19 protein-coding genes and 1 pseudogene are annotated in these 20,407 nt (G+C 72.5%); 3 read left to right on the forward strand and 17 right to left on the reverse strand.

Annotated features, from left to right (window positions below):
- The first annotated feature begins 35 nt into the window (after positions 1-35).
- Complete coding sequence (locus AA0Z99_RS09300; RefSeq protein ID WP_413316815.1) at positions 36-317, forward strand: DUF427 domain-containing protein; 282 nt, start codon at positions 36-38, stop codon at positions 315-317.
- On the opposite strand, the gene AA0Z99_RS09305 is transcribed toward AA0Z99_RS09300, so the two are convergent.
- Together AA0Z99_RS09305 and AA0Z99_RS09310 are read right to left on the reverse strand one after the other, a co-directional pair.
- Positions 307-2,691, reverse strand: coding sequence for an ATP-dependent helicase (locus AA0Z99_RS09305; RefSeq protein WP_413316816.1), 2,385 nt, complete (start codon positions 2,689-2,691; stop codon positions 307-309). The two genes, AA0Z99_RS09300 and AA0Z99_RS09305, sit on opposite strands and share 11 nt — an antisense overlap.
- Positions 2,692-2,802: 111 nt before the next feature.
- Positions 2,803-3,825 carry a glycerophosphodiester phosphodiesterase family protein gene (locus AA0Z99_RS09310; protein ID WP_413316817.1) on the reverse strand — a complete coding sequence of 341 codons (1,023 nt, stop codon included), beginning with the start codon at positions 3,823-3,825 and terminating at the stop codon, positions 2,803-2,805.
- A 125-nt stretch (positions 3,826-3,950) separates the two neighbouring features.
- On the opposite strand from AA0Z99_RS09310, the gene AA0Z99_RS09315 reads away from it, so the two are divergent.
- Positions 3,951-4,904: a Bax inhibitor-1/YccA family membrane protein gene (locus tag AA0Z99_RS09315; RefSeq protein ID WP_413316818.1), complete on the forward strand. Its 954-nt coding sequence runs from the start codon at positions 3,951-3,953 to the stop codon at positions 4,902-4,904.
- A 90-nt stretch (positions 4,905-4,994) separates the two neighbouring features.
- Here AA0Z99_RS09315 and AA0Z99_RS09320 read toward each other — a convergent pair whose 3' ends face one another.
- The 15 genes and pseudogenes from AA0Z99_RS09320 to AA0Z99_RS09390 all read right to left on the reverse strand — a co-directional run bounded on the left by AA0Z99_RS09320 (position 4,995) and on the right by AA0Z99_RS09390 (position 19,181).
- Positions 4,995-5,393 (reverse strand): VOC family protein, encoded by a 399-nt coding sequence (locus tag AA0Z99_RS09320; RefSeq protein WP_413316819.1) that lies wholly within the window; start codon positions 5,391-5,393, stop codon positions 4,995-4,997.
- Positions 5,394-5,487: 94 nt separating this feature from the next.
- Positions 5,488-6,492: a bile acid:sodium symporter family protein gene (locus AA0Z99_RS09325; protein WP_413316820.1), complete on the reverse strand. Its 1,005-nt coding sequence runs from the start codon at positions 6,490-6,492 to the stop codon at positions 5,488-5,490.
- 152 nt (positions 6,493-6,644) lie between these two features.
- Complete coding sequence (gene sufU, locus AA0Z99_RS09330) at positions 6,645-7,109, reverse strand: Fe-S cluster assembly sulfur transfer protein SufU (protein WP_413316821.1); 465 nt, start codon at positions 7,107-7,109, stop codon at positions 6,645-6,647.
- Complete coding sequence (locus tag AA0Z99_RS09335) at positions 7,109-8,395, reverse strand: aminotransferase class V-fold PLP-dependent enzyme (RefSeq protein WP_413316822.1); 1,287 nt, start codon at positions 8,393-8,395, stop codon at positions 7,109-7,111. The genes sufU and AA0Z99_RS09335 overlap by 1 nt, the downstream gene beginning before the upstream one ends.
- A gap of 72 nt (positions 8,396-8,467) precedes the next feature.
- Positions 8,468-9,760: pseudogene (locus AA0Z99_RS09340) on the reverse strand (RNA polymerase sigma factor).
- Complete coding sequence (locus AA0Z99_RS09345; protein WP_413316823.1) at positions 9,757-10,110, reverse strand: YciI family protein; 354 nt, start codon at positions 10,108-10,110, stop codon at positions 9,757-9,759. The pseudogene AA0Z99_RS09340 and the gene AA0Z99_RS09345 overlap by 4 nt, the downstream one beginning before the upstream one ends.
- Positions 10,111-10,121: 11 nt before the next feature.
- Positions 10,122-10,571, reverse strand: coding sequence for a YciI family protein (locus AA0Z99_RS09350; RefSeq protein ID WP_413316824.1), 450 nt, complete (start codon positions 10,569-10,571; stop codon positions 10,122-10,124).
- Positions 10,572-10,690: 119 nt separating this feature from the next.
- Positions 10,691-11,350 (reverse strand): hypothetical protein, encoded by a 660-nt coding sequence (locus AA0Z99_RS09355; protein WP_413316825.1) that lies wholly within the window; start codon positions 11,348-11,350, stop codon positions 10,691-10,693.
- A 136-nt stretch (positions 11,351-11,486) separates the two neighbouring features.
- Positions 11,487-13,058: a glutamine-hydrolyzing GMP synthase gene (guaA, locus tag AA0Z99_RS09360; RefSeq protein WP_413316826.1), complete on the reverse strand. Its 1,572-nt coding sequence runs from the start codon at positions 13,056-13,058 to the stop codon at positions 11,487-11,489.
- Positions 13,058-13,597 carry a DUF3817 domain-containing protein gene (locus tag AA0Z99_RS09365; protein WP_413316827.1) on the reverse strand — a complete coding sequence of 180 codons (540 nt, stop codon included), beginning with the start codon at positions 13,595-13,597 and terminating at the stop codon, positions 13,058-13,060. Before AA0Z99_RS09365 ends, guaA begins: the two co-directional genes overlap by 1 nt.
- Positions 13,598-13,653: 56 nt before the next feature.
- The gene (locus AA0Z99_RS09370; RefSeq protein WP_413316828.1) at positions 13,654-14,481 is read right to left on the reverse strand and encodes an SURF1 family protein; all 828 of its coding nucleotides are present in this window, start codon (positions 14,479-14,481) and stop codon (positions 13,654-13,656) included.
- 24 nt (positions 14,482-14,505) lie between these two features.
- A complete protein-coding gene (locus AA0Z99_RS09375) occupies positions 14,506-16,290 on the reverse strand; it encodes a glycerol-3-phosphate dehydrogenase/oxidase (RefSeq protein WP_413316829.1) in 1,785 nt (594 codons plus the stop codon).
- A 37-nt stretch (positions 16,291-16,327) separates the two neighbouring features.
- Positions 16,328-17,452 carry a GuaB3 family IMP dehydrogenase-related protein gene (locus tag AA0Z99_RS09380; protein ID WP_413316830.1) on the reverse strand — a complete coding sequence of 375 codons (1,125 nt, stop codon included), beginning with the start codon at positions 17,450-17,452 and terminating at the stop codon, positions 16,328-16,330.
- A 35-nt stretch (positions 17,453-17,487) separates the two neighbouring features.
- Positions 17,488-18,264, reverse strand: coding sequence for a PadR family transcriptional regulator (locus AA0Z99_RS09385; RefSeq protein ID WP_413316831.1), 777 nt, complete (start codon positions 18,262-18,264; stop codon positions 17,488-17,490).
- Complete coding sequence (locus AA0Z99_RS09390) at positions 18,261-19,181, reverse strand: DUF4097 family beta strand repeat-containing protein (protein WP_413316832.1); 921 nt, start codon at positions 19,179-19,181, stop codon at positions 18,261-18,263. The genes AA0Z99_RS09385 and AA0Z99_RS09390 overlap by 4 nt, the downstream gene beginning before the upstream one ends.
- Positions 19,182-19,506: 325 nt before the next feature.
- On the opposite strand from AA0Z99_RS09390, the gene AA0Z99_RS09395 reads away from it, so the two are divergent.
- A complete protein-coding gene (locus AA0Z99_RS09395; RefSeq protein ID WP_413316833.1) occupies positions 19,507-20,406 on the forward strand; it encodes a hypothetical protein in 900 nt (299 codons plus the stop codon).
- Position 20,407: the final 1 nt, after the last annotated feature.

Here is a 20,407-nt window from a genome sequence, read left to right on the forward strand (position 1 = left end):
GGCCCGGCACAGGCATCGGGCGTAGCGTGACGCGCATGGCACACGCAACCTGGAACGACGAGACCATCGCAGACTCCGACGACACCGCGGTGGTGGAGGGCAACCACTACTTCCCGCGGGAATCGGTGACGGCGCAGCTGGTCGACAGCGCGACCGAGTACACCTGCCCCTGGAAGGGCGACGCCGCCTACTTCGACGTCGTGGTCGGAGGCGAGACCCTGAAGGACGGCGCCTGGAGCTACCCGGAGCCGAAGGAGGCGGCCGCCCAGATCGCGGGCCGGATCGCCTTCGATCCGCGGGTGTCCGTCACGGGCTGATCTTCTCGATCGGCGCGATCTTCACGAGCAGCCGCTTGCGGCCGACGCCGTCGAAGAGCACCTCGGCGACGCGCTTCTTGTCGACGCCGGTGATCGCCTGCACGCGCCCCTCGCCGAAGTCCTTGTGGCGGATGCGGTCGCCGGGCTCGAGCACCATGGCGCTGTTGTCGCGCACCTCGGTGATCATGTTGGCGAACTCCTTCTTCGGCCCCTTCGGCAGCGGCTTCGGCGCATCGCGGAAGCCGGTGACGAACGACTCGCGCGGCTCGTCGCGCCAGCGGCCGCCGAGCGCGCGCGGCTGCGCGCCGCGCGTCGCGGTCGGCGGCGTGCGCCAGTCGATGAGCTCGGCCGGGATCTCCTCCAGGTAGCGGCTCGGCGCAGCCGGGGAGACCTCGCCGAACTGCGCGCGCGTCATCGCGAGCGACAGGTGCAGCCGCTGGCGCGCGCGCGTGATGCCGACGTAGAAGAGGCGGCGCTCCTCCGCCGGCCCGCCGGGCTCCATCGCCGCCATCCGGTGCGGCAGCAGCTCCTCCTCGACGCCCGTGATGAAGACCGCGTCGAACTCGAGGCCCTTCGCCGTGTGGAGGGTCATGAGCGAGACCTGGCCGCCCGAGCTGTCGAGCTCGTCGGCCGCGGCGACGAGCGCCGTCTCGGTGAGGAAGTCGATCAGCGTGCTGCCCGGGTTCTGCCGGCGGTACTCCCGCGTCACGGCCACGAGCTCCTCGACGTTCTCGAGCCGCGCCGCATCCTGCGGGTCGGGCGAGCGTCGCAGCTGGTCGGTGTAGCCCGAGCGGCTCATGAGCTCGCGCAGCACCTCGCCGGGATCCGCGTCGGGCTTCGCGCTCCACTCGTCGAGCAGCGCGGCGAGGTCCTTGATCGCGGCAGCGACCTTCGGGCCGAGCGCGATCTCGTCGACGCGACGCATGGCATCGCGGAGGGTGATCTCGTGCTCGTCGGCGAAGGCCTGGAGCGCCGCCTCGGTCGCGGGGCCGATGCCGCGCTTGGGCACGTTCATGATGCGGCGCAGGCTCAGCGCGTCAGCCGGGTTGGCCACCGTGATCAGGTAGGCCATCGCATCCTTGATCTCGGCGCGCTCGTAGAACTTCGTGCCGCCGATCACGCGGTAGGGCACCGCGGTGCGGATCAGCACCTCTTCGAGCGCGCGCGTCTGCGCGTTCGTGCGGTAGAAGACGGCGATGTCGCTGTAGGACATGCCGCCGCTCGTGAGCTCGACGATCTCGTCGGCGACGAACTGCGCCTCGTCGTGCCCGGAGTAGCCGGTGAAGCCGATGATCTTGGCGCCGTCGCCGGCGTCGGTCCAGAGGTTCTTGGCCCGGCGGTCGAAGTTGTTGCCGATGACCGCGTTGGCGGCCGAGAGGATGTTCTGCGTCGAGCGGTAGTTCTGCTCGAGCATGAGCACGCGGGCGCCGGCGAAGTCGCGCTCGAAGTCGGTGATGTTGCGGATGTCGGCGCCCCGGAAGGCGTAGATCGACTGGTCGGAGTCGCCGACGACCGTCAGCGACGCGCCGGGCAGGTCGCTGCGCAGGTCGGGCAGCTGCATGCGGGTGACGGGCTGCGTCAGCTCGCGGATCAGCGCGTACTGCGCCGCGTTCGTGTCCTGGTACTCGTCCACCAGGATGTGCCGGAAGCGCTTGCGGTACTGCGCGGCCACGTTCGGGAAGGCGCGGAGCAGGAAGACGGTCTGCGAGATCAGGTCGTCGAAGTCGAAGGCGTTCGCGCGGCGCAGCTCGGCGTCGTAGTCGCGCCAGAGCTCGAGGAAGGCCGCGTCGAGCGGGTTCTCGAGGCTCGCGGTGCGAGCCCAGGAGTCGACGTCGTGCAGCTCGTTCTTCGCCTTCGAGATGCGGGCGGAGACCCCGCCGGGCGTCAGCCCCTGGATGTCGGCGCCGCGCTGCTTGATGAGCCGCTTGATGAGCGCGCGCACGTCGCCGGAGTCGTAGATGGTGAAGGACTGCTTGAAGCCGAACTCCTCGGCCTCGCGGCGCAGGATGCGCACGCACGCCGAGTGGAAGGTCGAGATCCACATGCCGCGCGACTCCTCGCCGACGAGGTGCTCGACGCGCTCCCGCATCTCGGCGGCCGCCTTGTTCGTGAAGGTGATCGCGAGGATCTGGCTCGGCCAGGCCTCCTTGGTGGCGAGCAGACCGGCGATGCGGTGCGTCAGCACGCGAGTCTTGCCGGATCCGGCGCCGGCGACGATCAGCAGGGCCGGCCCGCGGTGCTCGACCGCCTCGCGCTGCGGCGGGTTGAGCCCGGCGAGCAGGTGCTCGGGGATGCCGTCGCCGCGCGGCCCGCTCGGGCCGGGACGCCGCACTGCCTCGAAGCCGTCGTCGCCCAGCCCCCACAAGTCGCTCATCAGAGCAATCCTAGGCGCGCCCACCGACACGGGCCGCCCCGGGTCGCGCTCTCGCCGTCGGTCGAGGAGCGGACGGCCAACGGCCGTCCGCGTCACGAGACCCCTCCCACGTCAGGCTCTCGAGAAGCGCGAGCCTCCGGCGCACGCTCCTCGACCAGCGGGCTGACGCACGATGCGCCGCCACAGGTCGGGGTGGTCGACGAAGACCGCCTCGAGGCCGAGCTCCGCCAGCATCCCCCACTCCCGCTGCCAGTCGCCCCACGCCGCCGAGTGCTCCCCGAGCCGATGCTCGGGCTCGAGGAAGGCGTTCTCCGGCCGCAGGGTCCAGGCGATCGTGCCGAGGCCGGCCGCGCGCGCACGCTGCACGAGGTCGCTCGTGCGCAGCGAACCGCGGCTGCGGTCGAAGAGCACCGACTTCGCGACGCTGATGGCGTCCACCCGGGTGCCGAGGGCAGCGAGGCCCGCATCGCTCCGCTGCTCCCCGTAGGTGTCGGATGCGCGGGGCCCGCCCACGAGGTCGGCGGCCGTGCCGTGCTCCTCCATCAGGTAGACGAGGCGGGCGTCGACGCCGGCCTCCCGCACCTCGTGCAGCGCGGTCTCCTCGAACGACTCGACCGTCAGCGCGCCGGGCTCGGCCCACCGGGTGCCCGCAACCGCATCCGCGAGCATCGCGTGGAGCGGCAGGCCGATCGCAGCGTGGTGGGTGGCGTGCTTGAGCTCGGCGACGACGCCCAGGCCCGTCTGCTCGGCGATGGCGAGCAGCTCGGTGAAGCGCAGGATCCCGTCGGCACCGTCGCGCAGCGCGCTCGTCGGTCGCAGCGCCGGCAGGCGCTCCCGAGCGCGGAGGGTCGCGACCTCTGCCCAGGTGAGGTCCTCGACGAACCAGCCCGTGAGGCGGACGCCGTCGATCGTCTGGGTGCGGCGCCGGTCAGCGAGCTCCGGGCGGCTCGCGATGTCGGTCGTCTCGCCGAGCTCGTTGTCGTGGCGCACGACGAGCACGCCGTCACGGGTGGCGACGAGGTCGGGCTCGACGGCATCGGCTCCGAGCCGCGCGGCGAGCCGCACCGCCGCCTCGGTGTGCTCCGGCGCCCAGCCGGAGGCTCCGCGGTGGGCGATGACGCGCGTGGGATGCACGCTGCCAGGCTATCGGCGGTGCGCGGTGGGCGAACGGCCCGCGATCCACAGCAAACACCGACGCTCGCTCGGTACCCTGACAGCGTCCGTCATCACGACGGCCGCACCATCTTGGAGGAAACCCCTTGGCAGGCAACCCGGCGTTCAGAAACTCGCCCGCGTTCAGTGAGAACCCGCAGCGCGCAGCGCAGGCCACCCCCGGTGGCCAGCAGGCGCCCTACGGCCAGGCTCCCTATGGCCAGGCCCCCTACGGGCAGCAGCAGTCCTACGGTCAGCAGCAGTCCTCCGCCCAGGCCCCGTACGGCCAGCAGCAGCCCGGCGTGCCCACCCCCGAGCAGCTGAACCAGCAGTTCGACGCTCCGGCTGCCGGCCCGGTCGAGACGGAGCGCCTGACCTACGACAGCGTCATCATGAAGACCGTCACCACGCTCGGCGTGACGGCCCTCGGCTTCATCGTCACGCTCGGGATGCTCTTCCTCTCCGGCCCGACGCTGCCTTTCTACGTGCTCACCTACGGTGGCGCGCTGGTCGGCTTCGTGCTGGCGCTGGTCAACATCTTCAAGAAGGAGCCGAGCCCCGCGCTCATCCTCGGCTACGCCGCCGCGCAGGGCCTGTTCCTCGGCGGCTTCTCGGCCATCCTCGAGTCGATGTACAGCGGCATCATCTTCCAGGCGCTCCTCGCGACCGCCTGCGTGATCGCGGTGACCCTCACGGGGTACGCGTTCCGCATCTTCCGCACGTCGCCGAAGCTCAACAAGATCTTCTTCATCGTCATCATCGGCTACGGGCTCTTCTCGCTCGCGAACTTCGTCGGCATGCTCGTCGCTCCGAGCGGCATGTTCGGCTGGCGCAGCTCGGTCGAGATCATGGGCATCCCGCTCGGCGTGATCCTCGGCGGCCTCGCGGTGCTGCTCGGCGCCTACTCGCTCGTCATGGACTTCGAGGGCATCGAGATGGGCGTGAAGCGCGGCGTGCACAAGAAGTACGGCTGGTCGGCCGCCTTCGGCCTCGTGCTGACGATCATCTGGCTCTACGTGGAGATCCTCCGCATCATCGCGATCCTGCGCAGCAACAACTAGCGCGGACGCGCACGCACGAGGGCCCCGGCAGCGCGCCGGGGCCCTCGTGCGTGCGCGCTCCCGTGCCGAAGCGCGGCTCGACGCGCAGCCCTACATCTCGCGGCTCGACAGCACGCAGAACTCGTTGCCGTCGATGTCGGCGAGCACCGTCCAGCTGACCTCGGGCCCCTGGCCGACGTCGACGCGCGTGGCGCCAAGCGACTCGAGGCGCGCGATCTCCGCCTCGCGGTCGTCGCTCGTGTGCGGGGCGAGATCCATGTGGATGCGGTTCTTCGTCTGCTTCTCGTGGTCGACGCGCACGAAGACCAGCCCCGGCGGCGTCTGGTGGAACTCGAGCTTCGCACCCAGCTCGCGCGCCCACGTCGGCACGATCACGACCTCGTCGGCCGCCTCGTAGATGACCTCCCAGCCGAGCGCATCGGCCCACCAGCGGGCCAACCTCGACGCATCCGTCGTCTCGATCACGTTCGAGTACCAGCGCAGCGCCATCGCCGCCTCCTCACATCGGGTGCTGCAGACGATACGCCCCCTCGCCCACGCGCTCCAGCGCGGGGCGACGAGGCGCAGCCGTGCTCGCCCGGCGTCAGCTGACGACGGCCCCCGGCGCGTCGTCGGCCACGGCGTCCTTCGGCGGGCGCCGCGACCAGAACGAGGCCAGCAGCGCACCCGACACGTTGTGCCAGACGGAGAAGATGGCGGCGGGCAGTGCCGCCTCGGGCGAGAAGTGCGTGCGCGCCAGGCCCGCGGCGAGGCCCGAGTTCTGCATGCCGACCTCGATCGCCACCGCGCGTCGCGCCGAGGTGTCGAGCCCGACCGACCTCGCGGCGAGGTAGCCGAGGCCGTAGCCGACGCCGTTGTGGAGGATGACGACGAGGGCGACGAGCAGGCCGACCGAGAGGATGGTCGCGGCCGAGCTCGCGACCACGGCGAGCACGACGAGCGTGATCCCCGTCACCGACACGAGCGGCAGCCACGGCAGGACGACGGCGACCACGCGCGGCAGCAGCAGGCGCAGCACGACACCGCCGATCACCGGCAGCAGCACGATCAGGATGATCGACTGGAAGAGCGCCCACGCGTCGACCGGCAGGTAGGAGCCCGCGAGCCACAGCACCAGCAGCGGGGTCAGGATCGGCGCGAGCAGCGTCGACGCGGTGGTCATGGCGACCGAGAGCGCGGTGTCGCCCTTCGCGAGGTACACCATCACGTTCGACGAGGTGCCGCCGGGCGCGGAGCCGACGAGCACGATCCCGACGAGCAGCGCGGGCGGCAGCTGGAAGGCGGTCGCGAGCACGATGGCGGCCAGCGGCATGATGAGGTACTGCGCCACGATGCCGATCACGAAGGCCTTCGGCTGCTTCGCGATCACCGCGAAGTCGACGGGCTGGAGCGTGAGGCCCATGCCGAGCATGATGATGCCGAGCAGCGTGTTGACCCAGGGCCCCAGCGGCAGGAAGACCTCGGGCACCGCGATCGCGACCGCCCCTGCGGCGAGCACGACGAGCGGGAACCAGGTGCCGGCGACGCGACCGATCCGCTCGCCGAGCGGTGCTGCGGCGGGCTCGCTGCTGGGACTGGTGCGGGACATATCTGACCTCCTGGGTGACGCGACCCATCCCATCACAGCGGGCATGCCGGATGCGTCGGCCCAGTCAGCGAGCAGTGCAGCTGCGCCCGAGTGGTGCTGGCACGCAGGTACCGCTCGGGCGCAGGCGCACCGCTCGGCTCGCGCGCGGGGCGTCAGCGCTTCGGGTCGGCGAGCGCCTCCACGAGCGCGTCCTCGAGCGCCACCCACGCGAGCATCGCGCACTTGACCCGCATCGGGAACCTCGCGACGCCCGCGAACGCGACCGCGTCACCGAGCAGCTGCTCGTCCGGCTCGATCGCGCCGCGCGAGCGCAGCAGCTCGCGCAGCGCCTCGATGCGCTCGCGGGCGGCCTCGACGGTCAGTCCCGGGGCCTCCTCCGCCAGCACCGACGCGGAGGCCTGCGAGATCGAGCATCCCTGCCCCACCCAGCCGAGGGCATCCACCACCCGGGCATCCCCCTCCCCGCCCACGCGCACCCGCAGCCGGATCTCGTCGCCGCAGGTGGGGTTGCGCAGGGAACGCTCGGCGTCGAAGGGCTCGAGCTCGCCCTCCCCCGAGCGCCGCTTCGCGTGCTCCAGGATCAGCTCCTGGTACAGGCCGGCCAGCGGATCGGCCATCAGGCGACCCCGAAGTACGCGCGCACGCCCGCGAGCGCGTCGAGGAACCGCTCGACCTCGTCGTCGGTCGTGTAGAGGTAGGCGGATGCGCGGGTCGTCGCAGCCACGCCGAGGCGGCGGTGCAGCGGCTGGGCGCAGTGGTGGCCGACGCGCGCCGCGATGCCCTGCGCGTCGAGCACCTGGCCGACGTCGTGCGCGTGCACGCCGTCGACGATGACGCTGGCGATGCCGGCGCGCTCCCGCCCGGGCTGCGGCCCGACGAGTCGCACGCCGTCGATCGACGCCGCGCCCGCGGCGAGCCGCTGCCCGAGCGCGAGCTCGTGCTGCTCGATCGCGCCCATGCCGACGGCCTCGAGGTAGTCGACCGCGGCAGCGAGCCCCACGATCGCGCCGACCGGCTGCGTGCCTGCCTCGAACCTCTGCGGCGCCGGCAGCCACTCGTGCTCGGTCATCGTGACGGTCGTGATCATCGAGCCGCCGACGCGCGCGGGAGGCAGCGCCTCGCCCAGCGCCTCCGCCAGGTAGAGCACGCCGATGCCGCCGGGCCCGAGCATCTTGTGGCTCGAGAAGGCGGCCGCGTCGACGCCGAGCGCGCGCAGGTCGACCGGGCGGTGCGGCACCGATTGGCAGGCGTCGAGCACGACGAGCGCGCCGACGGCGTGCGCGGCCTCGACGACCGCCGGCACATCGGCGATGAGCCCCGTCACGTTCGAGACGTGGGCGAGGGCGACCACCCGCGTGCGCTCCGTGATCAGCGCGCGCAGCGCATCCGTCGACCACGCGCCGTCGTCGTCGACCTCGACCCAGCGCAGCCGGGCGCCCGTCTCGTCGGCCAGCCGCTGCCAGGGCAGCAGGTTCGCGTGGTGCTCGGCCTCGGTGACGACGATCTCGTCGCCCTCGCGGATGCGGAGGGTCGGGTCGACGGCGCCGGCGCGGTTCGCTGCGGCGAGCGACAGCGCGACGGTGTTCAGCGCATCCGTCGCGTTCATCGCCCAGGAGATCTCGGTGGGGCGAGCGCCGACGAAGCGGGCGATGCGCTCGCGCGCACCCTCGTAGTCGTCGGTCGCGAGCGCCGCGAGGGTGTGCGCGCCGCGGTGCACGGCCGCGTTGCGCTGCGTGCGGAAGGCCCACTCGGCCTCGAGCACCTGGTGCGGCTGCTGGCTCGTCGCCCCCGAGTCGAGGTAGACGAGGGGTACGCCTGCGGGCTGCTCGGCGAGGATCGGGAAGTCGGTGCGCAGCTGCCGGATGCGCTCCTCGGTCAGGGCGTGCTCGGTCGCGGTCGTCACGCCTCCAGGGTAGTAGCCACTGCGATCACCCCCATATGCGATCGTGTCAGCCGGAGCGGATTTGGAAGGCGCTCACCGAGCGGCGGCCGCCCGGGCGAGCAGCACGGCGCGCTCACGGGCGTTCCCGGTGCGCTCGGCGGCGAGGGCGAAGGCTGCGCTCGCCTCGGCATCGCGGCCGAGCCGCGCGAGCAGCTCGCCGCGCACCGAGGGCAGCAGGTGGCCGACCACGAGCGCCCGCTCGCCGCCGAGCGCATCCACGATCGCGAGGGCCGCCGCGGCTCCGCGCCCCTCACCCGCCGCCATCGACACCGCGACCGCCCGGTTGAGGGCCACGATCGGCGAGGGTGCGATCTGCAGGAGCCCGTCGTAGGCGGCGATGATGCGCTCCCAGTCGGTCGACGCCAGATCGGAGGCGTCGGCGTGCGCCTCGGCGATCACCGCTTGCAGCGCGTAGGGGCCGAGGCCGCGCCCGAAGCCCTCCGCGCGGCGCAGCGCCGCCCGCCCCCGGCGGATGGCGCCCCGATCCCAGCGCCGGCGATCCTGATCGGCCAGCAGCACTGACTCGCCGCGCTCGTCGACGCGTGCCGGGAACCGCGCCGCCGTGAGCTCGAGCAGCGCCAGCAGGCCGTGCACCTCGGGCTCGGCCGGCTGCAGCGCCGCGAGGATGCGCGCGAGCCGGATGGCCTCTCGCGAGAGCTCTGGCCGCATCCAGTCGTCGCCCGCCGTCGCCGCGTGGCCCTCGGTGAAGATCAGGTACAGCACCGCGAGCACGGCGCCGAGGCGCTGCGGGCGCTCCGCCCGCGGCGGTGTCTCGAACGGGACGCGGGCCTCGGCGAGCGCCTGCTTGGCACGCACGATCCGCTGTTGCACGGTCGCGACCGGCAGGAAGAAGAGCCGCGCGATCTCGGCGGTCTCGAGGCCGCCCACGACGCGCAGCGTGAGCCCGACGCGCGCCTGCTGGCTGAGCACGGGGTGGCAGGCGGTGAACACCAGCCGCAGCACGTCGTCGTCGACCTCGTCCGGATCCCAGGGCACCGCATCCGCCGTGCTCGCCTACTCGCGCTCGAGGCCCTGCCCCATCGCCTCGACGCGCTCGGCGAAGCGCGCTTGCCGTCGCCAGCCGTCGATCGCCTTCCGCTTGGCGACCGCCGTCAGCCACGCGGCACCGTTGCGCGGCACGCCCTGCGCCGGCCACTGGACGAGCGCGTCCGCGAGCGCCTCCTGCGCCAGGTCCTCCGCGAGGGAGAAGTCGCCGGTGACGCGCGTGAGCGTCGCGACGATGCGGGCGGATTCGATGCGCCAGACGGCGACGACGGCGCGCCGGGCGGATTCCTCCGCTCGCCGCGCCGCCTCGTCGCCGCTCACCGCTGCAGGTCTGCCTCGCCGTGCACGCGACGGATCTCGAGCTTCGTGCCGGGGCCGAGCGGCGCCTGCGCCGCCCACTCGGCGGCCTGCTCGATCGAGTCGACCTCGAGCACCCAGAAGCCGTTGAACAGCTCCTTGGTCTCGCCGTAGGGGCCGTCGGTCACGAGCGGCGGATCGGCCGAGAAGTCGACGACGAGGCCGGCGCTCGGCTCCGCGAGCCCCTGCGCCTCGACCAGCACGCCGGCCTCGGCGAGCGCAGCGTTGTAGCGGCCCATCCGCTCGAGCATCTGCTGGAACGGGGCGTCCCTGCGGGAGGTCGCCGCGGCATCCTCGTCGCGCATGATGAGCATGCACCGCATGGTCAGCCCGCGCTGCCGCCGGGAGCCGCTGCCGCCTGCTTCGCGGCCTGCTCCTCGCGCCAGCCCTCCTCCTTCTGCACCCACTCGTTGTCGGCCGGGAAGTCCTCCGGGCCGTTCACGCGGCGCACCTCGAGCTTGGATCCCGGGCCCAGCGGGCAGCGCTTGGCCCACTCCGCCGCCTCCTCCTTCGAGGCGACCTCGAGGATCCAGAAGCCGTTGAACAGCTCCTTCGTCTCCCCGTAGGGGCCGTCGGTCACGAGCGGCGGGTCGGCCGTGAAGTCGACCACGAAGCCCTCGCTCGCGTCGCTGAGGCCCTCGCCGGCGATCAGCACGCCGGCTTCCATCATCGACTCGTTGTACGTCCCCATGGCCTCGATGATCTGCTCGAACGGGATCTCCCGGTACTCCGCGACGGCCTCGTCGTTCGAGCGCATGATGAGCATGTACTGCATGATCGTCCTCCTTCGTCGGGGATCGCTGCTCGACCCTCTCACTCAGGACGTCGAACGGGAACCGGCCAGATCGACATCGCGTCAGCAATCTCTCACACGATCGCTCGCAGCGGGGAGGATCAGCGCGCTCGAGCCGGCCAGGCGCCCGCGGCGATGCGCCAGCCGGCGATGATCGCGGCAGCTGCGGCGACGCCGGTCGGGAGCGTGCCGAGCGCGGATGCGGCAGCAGCGACGAGGAGCAGCGCGAGCGCCGCGGCGAGCGCGACGAACGCGGCCCGCCGTGGGCGTCCGCCAGCGCGCATCCGCAGCGCGGAACCGGCCAGCATGCCGGCGGTCGCCGTGATGAGCGCAGCGATCATCGCCCGTTCGGCCCACATCGCCACGCGGCTGTCGTCGTGCGCGACGCCGACCGCATCGCCGATGATCGCGTCCACGAGCAGCCACGCGCACATGATGAGCGAGGGCAGCACCGCGATCAGCGCGATGAAGCCGAAGCGCTCGGCGCGGAGCCTCGCGCGATCCCAAGTCGCTCGCACGATGAGGGCGACGGCGCCGAGCGCGAGTCCGCCGAGGCCGGCGCTGCTGACACCCGCCGCCACGAGCGCCGCGCTGCCGTCGCAGACCCAGTCCCCCGCCTCGAGCACGCAGCCGAACCGCAGGCGCCCCTGCAGCCAGCCCGCGGGCACGAGCGCCAGCAGCGCGGTCGCGAGGAAGCCTGCCGCCAGCGTCCAGAGCGCGGCGGTGCGTGCTGCGCGCTCTCGGGAGACCTCGGGTGCCATGCGCCCATCATCCACCCGGCGGGTGTGCGCTGGCGCGGGCAGGCCAGGGGCCGGGGAGCGGCTCGGGCGGTGAAGCGCCGCTCAGGCGGTGAAGCGCCCGCTCAGGCGGCGAAGGGCGGTGAGGGCCACCCCGCGCTCACTCCCACTCGATGGTGCCCGGCGGCTTCGACGTCACGTCGAGCACGACCCGGTTGACCTCCGCCACCTCGTTCGTGATGCGGTTCGAGATGCGGGCGAGCACGTCGTAGGGCAGGCGCGTCCAGTCCGCGGTCATCGCATCCTCGGAGGAGACGGGGCGCAGCACCACCGGGTGGCCGTAGGTGCGGCCGTCGCCCTGCACGCCGACGGAGCGCACGTCGGCCAGCAGCACGACCGGGCACTGCCAGATCTCGCCGTCGAGGCCCGCCGCCGTCAGCTCAGCACGCGCGATCGCGTCGGCACGGCGCAGGATGTCGAGCCGCTCCTCGTTCACCTCGCCGATGATCCGGATGCCGAGGCCCGGTCCCGGGAACGGCTGTCGCGAGACGATCACCTCAGGCAGGCCCAGCTCGCGGCCGATGGCGCGCACCTCGTCCTTGAACAGTGCGCGCAGCGGCTCGATGAGCTGGAACTGCAGATCGTCCGGCAGACCGCCGACGTTGTGGTGGCTCTTGATGTTCGCCGTGCCCGAGCCGCCGCCCGACTCGACGACGTCGGGGTAGAGCGTGCCCTGCACGAGCCAGCGGATCGGCTCGCCCTCCTCCGCGGCCTCGAGCGCGAGGTCGCGCTCGGCCTGCTCGAAGGCGCGGATGAACTCGCGCCCGATGATCTTGCGCTTCTCCTCCGGGTCCGTGACGCCCGCGAGCGCCTCCATGAACCGCTGCCGCGCATCCACCGTCACGAGCCGCACACCGGTCGAGGCGACGTAGTCCTGCTCGACCTGCTCGCGCTCGTCCTGGCGCAGCAGCCCGTGGTCGACGAAGATGCAGACGAGCTGGTCGCCGATCGCCTCGTGCACGAGCGCGGCCGCGACGGCCGAGTCAACGCCGCCGGAGAGGCCGCAGATGACGCGATCGGTGCCGACCTGCTCGCGGATCCGCGCCACCTGCTCCTCGATGATGCTGCCCGAGTCCCAGTCGCCCGGCAGGCCGGCGATGTCGTGCAGGAAGGACTCGAGCACGCGCTGCCCGTGCTCGGAGTGCTTGACCTCGGGGTGCCACTGCACGCCCGCCATCCTGCGCTCGCGATCCTCGAACGCGGCGACCGGCGTGTCAGCGGTGCCCGCCAGCACCGTGAACCCCGCCGGCGCCTCCGCGACCGCGTCGCCGTGGCTCATCCACACCGTCTGCGCGCTCGGCTGGCCGTCGAGCAGCGCGCCCGCCGCATCCACCGTCATCGCGGTCGAGCCGTACTCGCGGTTGCCCGTCTTCGCGACGGTGCCGCCGAGCTGCGCCGCCATGACCTGGAACCCGTAGCAGATGCCGAAGGTCGGGATGCCGAGCTCGAGGATGCCCTCGTCGAGCCGCGGCGCGCCCTCTGCGTAGACGCTCGAGGGGCCGCCGGAGAGCACGATCGCCGCCGGATCCTTCGCGCGCACCTCGTCGGCCGAGATCGTCGAGGGCACGATCTCGCTGTAGACGTCGGCCTCGCGCACGCGGCGCGCGATGAGCTGCGCGTACTGCGCGCCGAAGTCCACGACGAGCACTGGCCGCTGAGCGGTGTCGGACATCAGGCCTCCTGAGGCGTGGTGGCGGTGGGGGATGCGTCGGCGCGCGCCGCGGAGCGCGCGGCCCGCTCGGCCACGAGCCGGTCGATGTCGGCGAGCGCGGCGCGGTGCAGGGGGCGCTCGACGAAGAAGGAGAGGAACGGCACGACGCCGCCGAGCGCCATCGCGACCAGGCGCCGGAAGGGCCAGCGCAGCAGGCTCCAGAGGCGGAAGCTCGCGAAGAGGTAGACGACGTAGATCCAGCCGTGGACGATCAGGATCGCGAGCGAGACGTTGAAGCCCTCCCCGAGCGAGGCGATCTCGCAGCCCATGCCGCCGGGCACGAACATCGAGTACCACTGGCAGCCCGCCGCGGGCACGACCGCCTCCAGCGAGAGGGGGCCGCTCGCGCCGAAGGCGAAGACCTCGACGTGGGTCGGCGAGTACTTCAGCACCATCTCGGCGACGAGCAGCAGCAGGAAGATGCCCGTGACCCACGACATCACGCGGTAGAAGGTGGTGGCGGTGCGGATCTGGGGCAGCTGCTCGATGGGGCGTGGCACGGGCACCAGTCTATCGGCGACCTCCAGCGCTCTCGGCGCTCGGCGCCGCGCCCGGCTCACGCCGCTGCAGCCGCCGCCTCTGCGTCCTCGATCTCCTCGACCTCGCGCTCGAGCGCGTCCTTCACGAGCCGGTACCAGAGGTAGAACGCGAACAGCATGAACGCGACCCACTCGATCGCGTAGAACACGTTGAGCCAGTTGAGCTGCGTGTCGGTCACGGGGCGCTCGTGCACGATCGGCTCGTCGCCCGGCACGGAGGTGCCGCCCTCGGCGACGACGGTGGGGTCGACGACGAGGTAGCCGCCGTAGACGAGCCCGTTCCAGTCCTGCCACTCGTTGATGAGCGCGGCGACCGACATCGCCTCCCGCTCCCGCTCGCGCACGTCGCCCTGCGTCGGCGCCTCCGTCGGCAGGTAGCGACCACCGAGCTGCGCGGCGCCGACGGTGCCCGCATCGGCGCGGAGCGCCTCGACGGCAGCCTGCGCGCGCTCCTCGGTCGCGCTCCACGAGAGCGCGACCGCGAGGGATGCGTCGCGGCCGTCGGGCTCCTCGACGAGCACGCGCCCGATCACCCACCAGCCGATCCGACCGTCCTGGTTGCGGCCCGCCAGCGTGCGGTAGTCGTCGGCGACGTCGTCGCCGGTCACGGTCACCATGCGCCCCCCGGCATCCGAGAGCATCGGCTCGCCCGGCGTCGCGACCGACTGCAGCGGCACGGCGGTCTCGGTGTCGCGCTCATCGGCCTGCCCCTGCTCGACGGCGCGCTCGATCTGCCACTGCCCGAGCACGGCGAAGACCGCGGCGACCAGCAGGCAGAGCGCGAGCACGCCGATCCAGCGCGGTCGTCTGGCGACCTGCTTGAAGGTGGGCATGGGGGTGCTCATGGGCACCCCCAGCCTACCGTCGCATCAGGCAGCCGGCTCCGGGCGGGTGCCGACGGTGTCGGCCGTCGGCAGCGCGTTCAGCGACACGATCTCCGGCGCCTCCAGGCGCGCGCGATCGGCGGACTCGTCGTCGGGCAGCTCCTGGCTCTGCAGCTCGGCGGCGACGCGCTTGTTGTAGGTGTTGATCTCCTTCTCGACGCGCGCGTCGTCCCAGCCCAGCGCATCCGCCATGATGCGCGCGGCCACCGGCGCGGCGGCGACGCCGCGATCCCAGGCCTCGATCGAGATGCGCGTGCGACGAGCGAGCACGTCGTCCAGGTGCAGCGCGCCCTCGTGCGTGCACGCGTACCGCACCTCGGCCCCGATGTAGTCGTCGGCGCCCGGCAGCGGCTCCGCGAGCGACTCGTCGGTGCGGATCATGTCGAGCAGCTCGTCCGTGAGCACGCCGTAGCGGTTCAGCAGGTGCTCGACGCGGTGCTTGTGCAGGCCGAAGGCACGGGCGATCTTCGACCGCTTGTTCCAGGCAGCGCGGTAGCCGGTCGCGCCGAGCAGCGGGATCTGCTCGGTGCACGACTGCGGCACCTTGCCGTCCATCGCGCTCACGGCCTCGTCGATCGCGTCCTTCGCCATGATCCGGTACGTCGTCCACTTGCCGCCCGCGACGAGCACGAGGCCCGGCACGGTGTGCGAGACGTGGTGCTCGCGCGACAGGTTCGCGGTCGACGAGCCGTCGCCGGCGGCCAGCAGCGGGCGCAGGCCCGCATAGACGCCCTCGACGTCGGCGCGCGTCAGCTTCGTGGCCAGCACGCTGTTGACGTGATCGAGGATGTAGTCGATGTCCGCAGCGGTCGCCGCCGGGTGCGCGAGGTCGAGGTTCCAGTCGGTGTCGGTCGTGCCGAGGATCCAGTGGCGGCCCCACGGGATGACGAAGAGCACGCTCTTCTCCGTGCGCAGCAGCAGCCCCATCTCCGAGTGGAAGCGGTCGCGCGGCACCACGAGGTGCACGCCCTTGGAGGCACGCACCTTGAACTCGCCGCGCTCGCCGACCATCGCCTGCGTCTCGCCCGTCCAGACGCCGGTCGCGTTCACGACCTGCTTGGCCCGGATCTCGAACTGCTCGCCGGTCTCGTAGTCGTGGGCCTGCACGCCGACGACGCGCTCACCGACCTTCAGGAACCCCTCCGCCCGCACCCGGCTCGCGACGTGCGCGCCGTAGAAGGATGCCGTGCGGGCGAGCTCGGCGACGTAGCGAGCGTCGTCGACCTGGGCGTCGTAGTAGGTGAGGCCGCCGACGAAGGCGTCGGGGTCGAGCGAGGGGATCTGCTTGAGCACCTGCTTCTTCGAGAGGTGCCGGTGCATGGGCACGCCCGGTCGCATGAAGCCCGTGTAGCTGAAGGCGTCGTAGAGCGCCATGCCGGCACCGATGTACGCGCGCTCGACGAGCGGCGTGTTCAGCGGGTACAGGAAGCGCACCGGCTTCGCGAGGTGCGGCGCGATGCGCTGCAGCAGCAGGCCGCGCTCGATCAGCGCCTCCCGCACCAGGCCGAAGTTCAGCTGCTCGAGGTAGCGGATGCCGCCGTGGATGAGCTTCGACGATCGGCTCGAGGTGCCGGATGCGAAGTCGCGCGCCTCGATCAGCCCGACGCGCAGGCCGCGGGTGACCGCGTCGAGCGCCGCACCGGCGCCGACGATGCCGCCGCCGATCACGAGCACGTCGACCTCGCGGTCGCGCATGCTGGCGATCGCTGCCGCGCGCTCCTCGGGGCCGAGCTTCCTCGACCGACTCACGTTGTTGGTGGTCTCAGCCATGGATCCTCCTTCAGTGCACCGCCCGGATGGGGTGGGTCTAGCGCGGCGGGTTCGCCTCGACGACCACGTCGATCCGCTGGAACTCCTTGAGATCCTTGTAGCCGGTCGTCGACATGGCCTTGCGCAGCGCGCCCATGATGTTCGCCGTGCCGTCAGCGACGGGCGACGGGCCGTTCAGCACGACGTCGAGCGGGCCGACCTGGTCGACCTGCACGCGGTTGCCGCGCGGCAGCTTCTGGTTGTGCGCCTCGGGACCCCAGTGCCAGCCGCGACCCGGCGCATCCGTCGCACGAGCGAGCGCGGTGCCGAGCATCACGCCGTCTGCGCCGCACGCGAGCGACTTCACGACCTGACCGGAGGTGCCGAGCGAGCCGTCGGCGATGACGTGCACGTAGCGGCCGCCCGACTCGTCGAGGTAGTCGCGGCGAGCGGCAGCGACGTCGCTGACCGCCGTCGCCATCGGGGCCGCGACGCCGAGCACGCGCTCGCTCGTCGAGGCTGCTCCCCCGCCGAAGCCGACGAGCACGCCTGCCGCGCCCGTGCGCATGAGGTGGAGCGCCGCCGTGTAGGTCACGACGCCGCCGACCACGACGGGCACGTCGAGCTCGTAGATGAACTGCTTGAGGTTGAGGGGGGTGCCGGCTTCGGCGGAGACGTGCTCTGCGCTGACGGTCGCGCCGCGGATCACCATGAGGTCGACGCCGGCCGCGAGGACGGTCTCGTAGTGCTGCTGCACGGCCTGCGGACTGAGGCTGCCGGAGACCACGACGCCCGCGTCGCGGATCTGCGCCAGGCGATCGCGGATCAGCTCGGGCTTGATCGGCTCGGCGTAGATCTCGCGCATGCGGCCGGTCGCCTCGACGGCCGGCAGCGCGGCGATCTCCGCGAGCAGGGGCTCGGGGTCGTCGTAGCGCGTCCAGACGCCCTCGAGGTTGAGCACGCCCAGGCCGCCGGCCTTGCCGAGCGCGATCACGGTCGAGGGGCTCATGGCCGAGTCGGTCGGCGCGCCCATCACCGGGATCTCGAACTTGAACGCGTCGATCTGCCACTGCAGGGACACCAGGTCGCTGTCGCGCGTGCGGCGCGAGGGGACGATGCTGATGTCGTCGAAGCCATAGCCCGTGCGGGCGCGCTTGCTGCGGCCGATCTCGATCTCCGTCACAGCGTCAGCCTATCGCCGCCCCGCCGGATGGCCGCTCAGAGCACGCTCGTGATGCGCTGCAGCGCCGCCTCGAGCTCATGGCGCACGGCAGCGGCCCGCGCCGGCGTCATCCGCTCGCCTCGCTCGCGGCGCACCGCCTCGCGCACCTGCTGCCGGAAGTCGCTGAGCGCCAGGTCGACGTCGTGCACCGACATCCGCGCCTCGGTCCTCGGCACCGCGGAGGCGCCCGGCGACTCCGCCGGCTCGGGCGCAGCGGCTCGCGCGGGCGCAGCCTCGTCTCCCGGCACCGGCCGCGCGTCCGCGCCTCGGTCCTGCCGCGCCGGCTCCTGCTCCGGCGACGGCGCTGCCTGCGACGGAGGCTGCGGGGAGGAGGGCGGCCACGCCGCAGGCTGCGACGCGCTCGATGCCGCCCGGCGCGCGCTCGATCGCGCATCGCGCTCCGCCGCAGCGAGCTCGGCGCGCAGCGCCTGCATGGCCGACTGCACGCCTGCCCGCACGTCCGAGGCCAGGCGACGCACCGAATCCGTGATCTCCGCCTCGAGCGAGTGCAGCTCGCCCTCGCGGGCGCGCAGCTCGGCGCGCCCGGCGTCGGTGATGGCGTAGGTGGTCTTGCGCCCATCGACGGCCTTCGTGAGCAGCCCCTCCTCCTCGAGCTTCGACAGCCGCGGGTAGATGGTGCCGGCGCTCGGCGAGTAGGTGCCGCCGAAGCGCTGCTCGAGCGCCTGCATCAGCTCGTAGCCGTGGCGCGGCGCCTCCGCGAGCAGGCTGAGCAGGTAGAGGCGCAGCGCGCCGTGGCCGAAGACGGGAGTCACTCGCCCCTCCGCACGACGGTGACGTCGCCCGAGACGGTGCTGGCGCTGAGGTCGAAGGCGTTCGTGCCGTCGATCACCTCTCGCCCACCACGCTTCGGCATCGCGACGCCCACGATCGCGCCGCGTCCGGAGACGGTGCGCGTGGTCGCGCGCACGCCCTGCCCGGCGTCGATGCGCACCGTCACGTCGCCCGAGACCGAGTTCGTCGAGATGCTGCGCGGGGAGCCGTGCACGTCGAGCAGCACGTCGCCGCTCACCGTGTCGACGCCGATCGACTCGAGCGCGCCGGAGGCGGTCACGCTCGCCGAGACGCCGTGCACCGAGAGCTCGCCGGCACCGCCCGAGACCTCGATGTCGCCGGAGACGGTGTTCAGGTCGAGGTCGCCCGTGTGCGACTCGACCTGGATCGTGCCGGAGACGGTGCTGAGCGTCGCGCGGTTCCGCAGTCCCGTGACGAGGGCGGAGGCCGTGACCTGACCTAGCGACAGCGCCACCTGCCTGGGCACGACGATGCTCAGCTCGACCCGGGCCCGCACGCCGACGAGGGCCTTCACGGACTCCCAGACGTCGTCCCAGCTGACCTTGGGGTGCGAGACCGACAGCCGACCCTGCTCCAGCGTCACCGTGAGGTCGCGCCCCTCGACGCGGTGCACCTCGACGCGAGCGGTCGGCTCGTCGTGGCCGATGACGTCGACGCTGCCGCCGACGATGCCCACGCGCAGCGCCTCCACGGCGTCGATGTCGATCACGCGGCTCTGGCCCTCGCCGATCGTCCAGCGCTCGATGATGCGGTCGGCGCCCGATGCCGAGGCGCCGGATGCGCTGCGCGCGGTCGCGCTCTCGGGTGCGCCCTGCTGGGACGCCTCCGCTCCTGCACCGAAGCCGTCAGCCTCGTCGCTCCCCCACTGCTGCTCCATGGTCGCTCCCCACTCCAGCGCGGCGACCCGGCGTCGCCACTCGCGATATATCGCGTCTGCTGCGACTCACGATATATCGCGTCTCGCGCATCCGCAAGCCCTCGCTGGGCGCCCATCCGCCCACCCGTGCGCTCCTGCTCCGCCGCCGCGCGCGCCGTGGACTTCCGCCGACCGGTGCGCTCGCGCCCGACCAGTGCTGGCATGCCGACCCCGGTCGGGCAGCACTGCACCGGTCGCGATCCCCACGTCGACCGGCTTCAGGGCCTCTCCACAGCCGCGCCAGCCGCTCGCACCGCTGCTCGCGGCGGACGTGCACCGTGCGCGCATGACGCTCCCCCTCCTCCGCGCCACCGCCGACGACCCGCAGCGCCTCCGCCGCGACCGCGCGCTCCAGCGCATCCGGCGCGGCGCCTACGTCGACCGCGCCGCGTTCGCCTCCATCCCCGAGCACAGCCGTCACGCGATCCACGTGCACGCGGTGGCTGCCGCGCGCCCGCGAGCCGTCTTCGCCCGCGAGTCAGCCCTCGCCCTCGCCGACCTGCCGCACGGCCGTCCGACGTCGGTCTTCACCATCGGTGACCCCGGCGCATCCGGCCGCCGCCACGGAGTCGTCAACTCGCAGGTCGCGATCGCCGACGGCGACGTGCTGGTCGAGGGCGGCATCGCGCGCTGCTCCCCGGCCTACGCGCTGGCCCACCTCGCGAGGGTCGGCAGGCAGCTGGATGCGGTCAGCGCGCTCGACTCGGCGCTGCGCAGCGGAGCGACGACGAAGGACGAGGTGGCGGATGCGCTGGGTCGCCAAGGACCTCGAGGACAGCGTCGCGCGGCGTGGGTCGTGGACTTCGCCGACGGCCTCGCCGAATCCGTCGGCGAGTCCTGGAGCCGCGTGCAGATCCACCGGATCGGCGCGCCGGTGCCGCAGCTGCAGGTGCGCGTGATGACGCGGCTGGGACCTCGATTCCCGGACTTCCTCTGGGAGCGGCCGGGGCGGCGGCCGCTCGGCGGAGAGTTCGACGGCGCGCAGAAGTACGGCGTGATCGCGGAGGCGAACGGCGTGCAGCCCATCGACGCAGTCATCAGGGAGAAGCAGCGCGAGGATGCGCTGCGAGAGCACATCGACACGCTCCACTGGATGTGGGCGGAGGCCCAGCGGCCGGAGCGGCTGCGAGCCATGCTCGCGCAGGCGCACCCCCCCGTGCACGCCGCCCTGCTCCCGGGCTGGTGAC

The sequence above is a fragment of the Agrococcus phoenicis genome (assembly GCF_047302415.1).
Classification (GTDB): Bacteria; Actinomycetota; Actinomycetes; order Actinomycetales; family Microbacteriaceae; genus Agrococcus.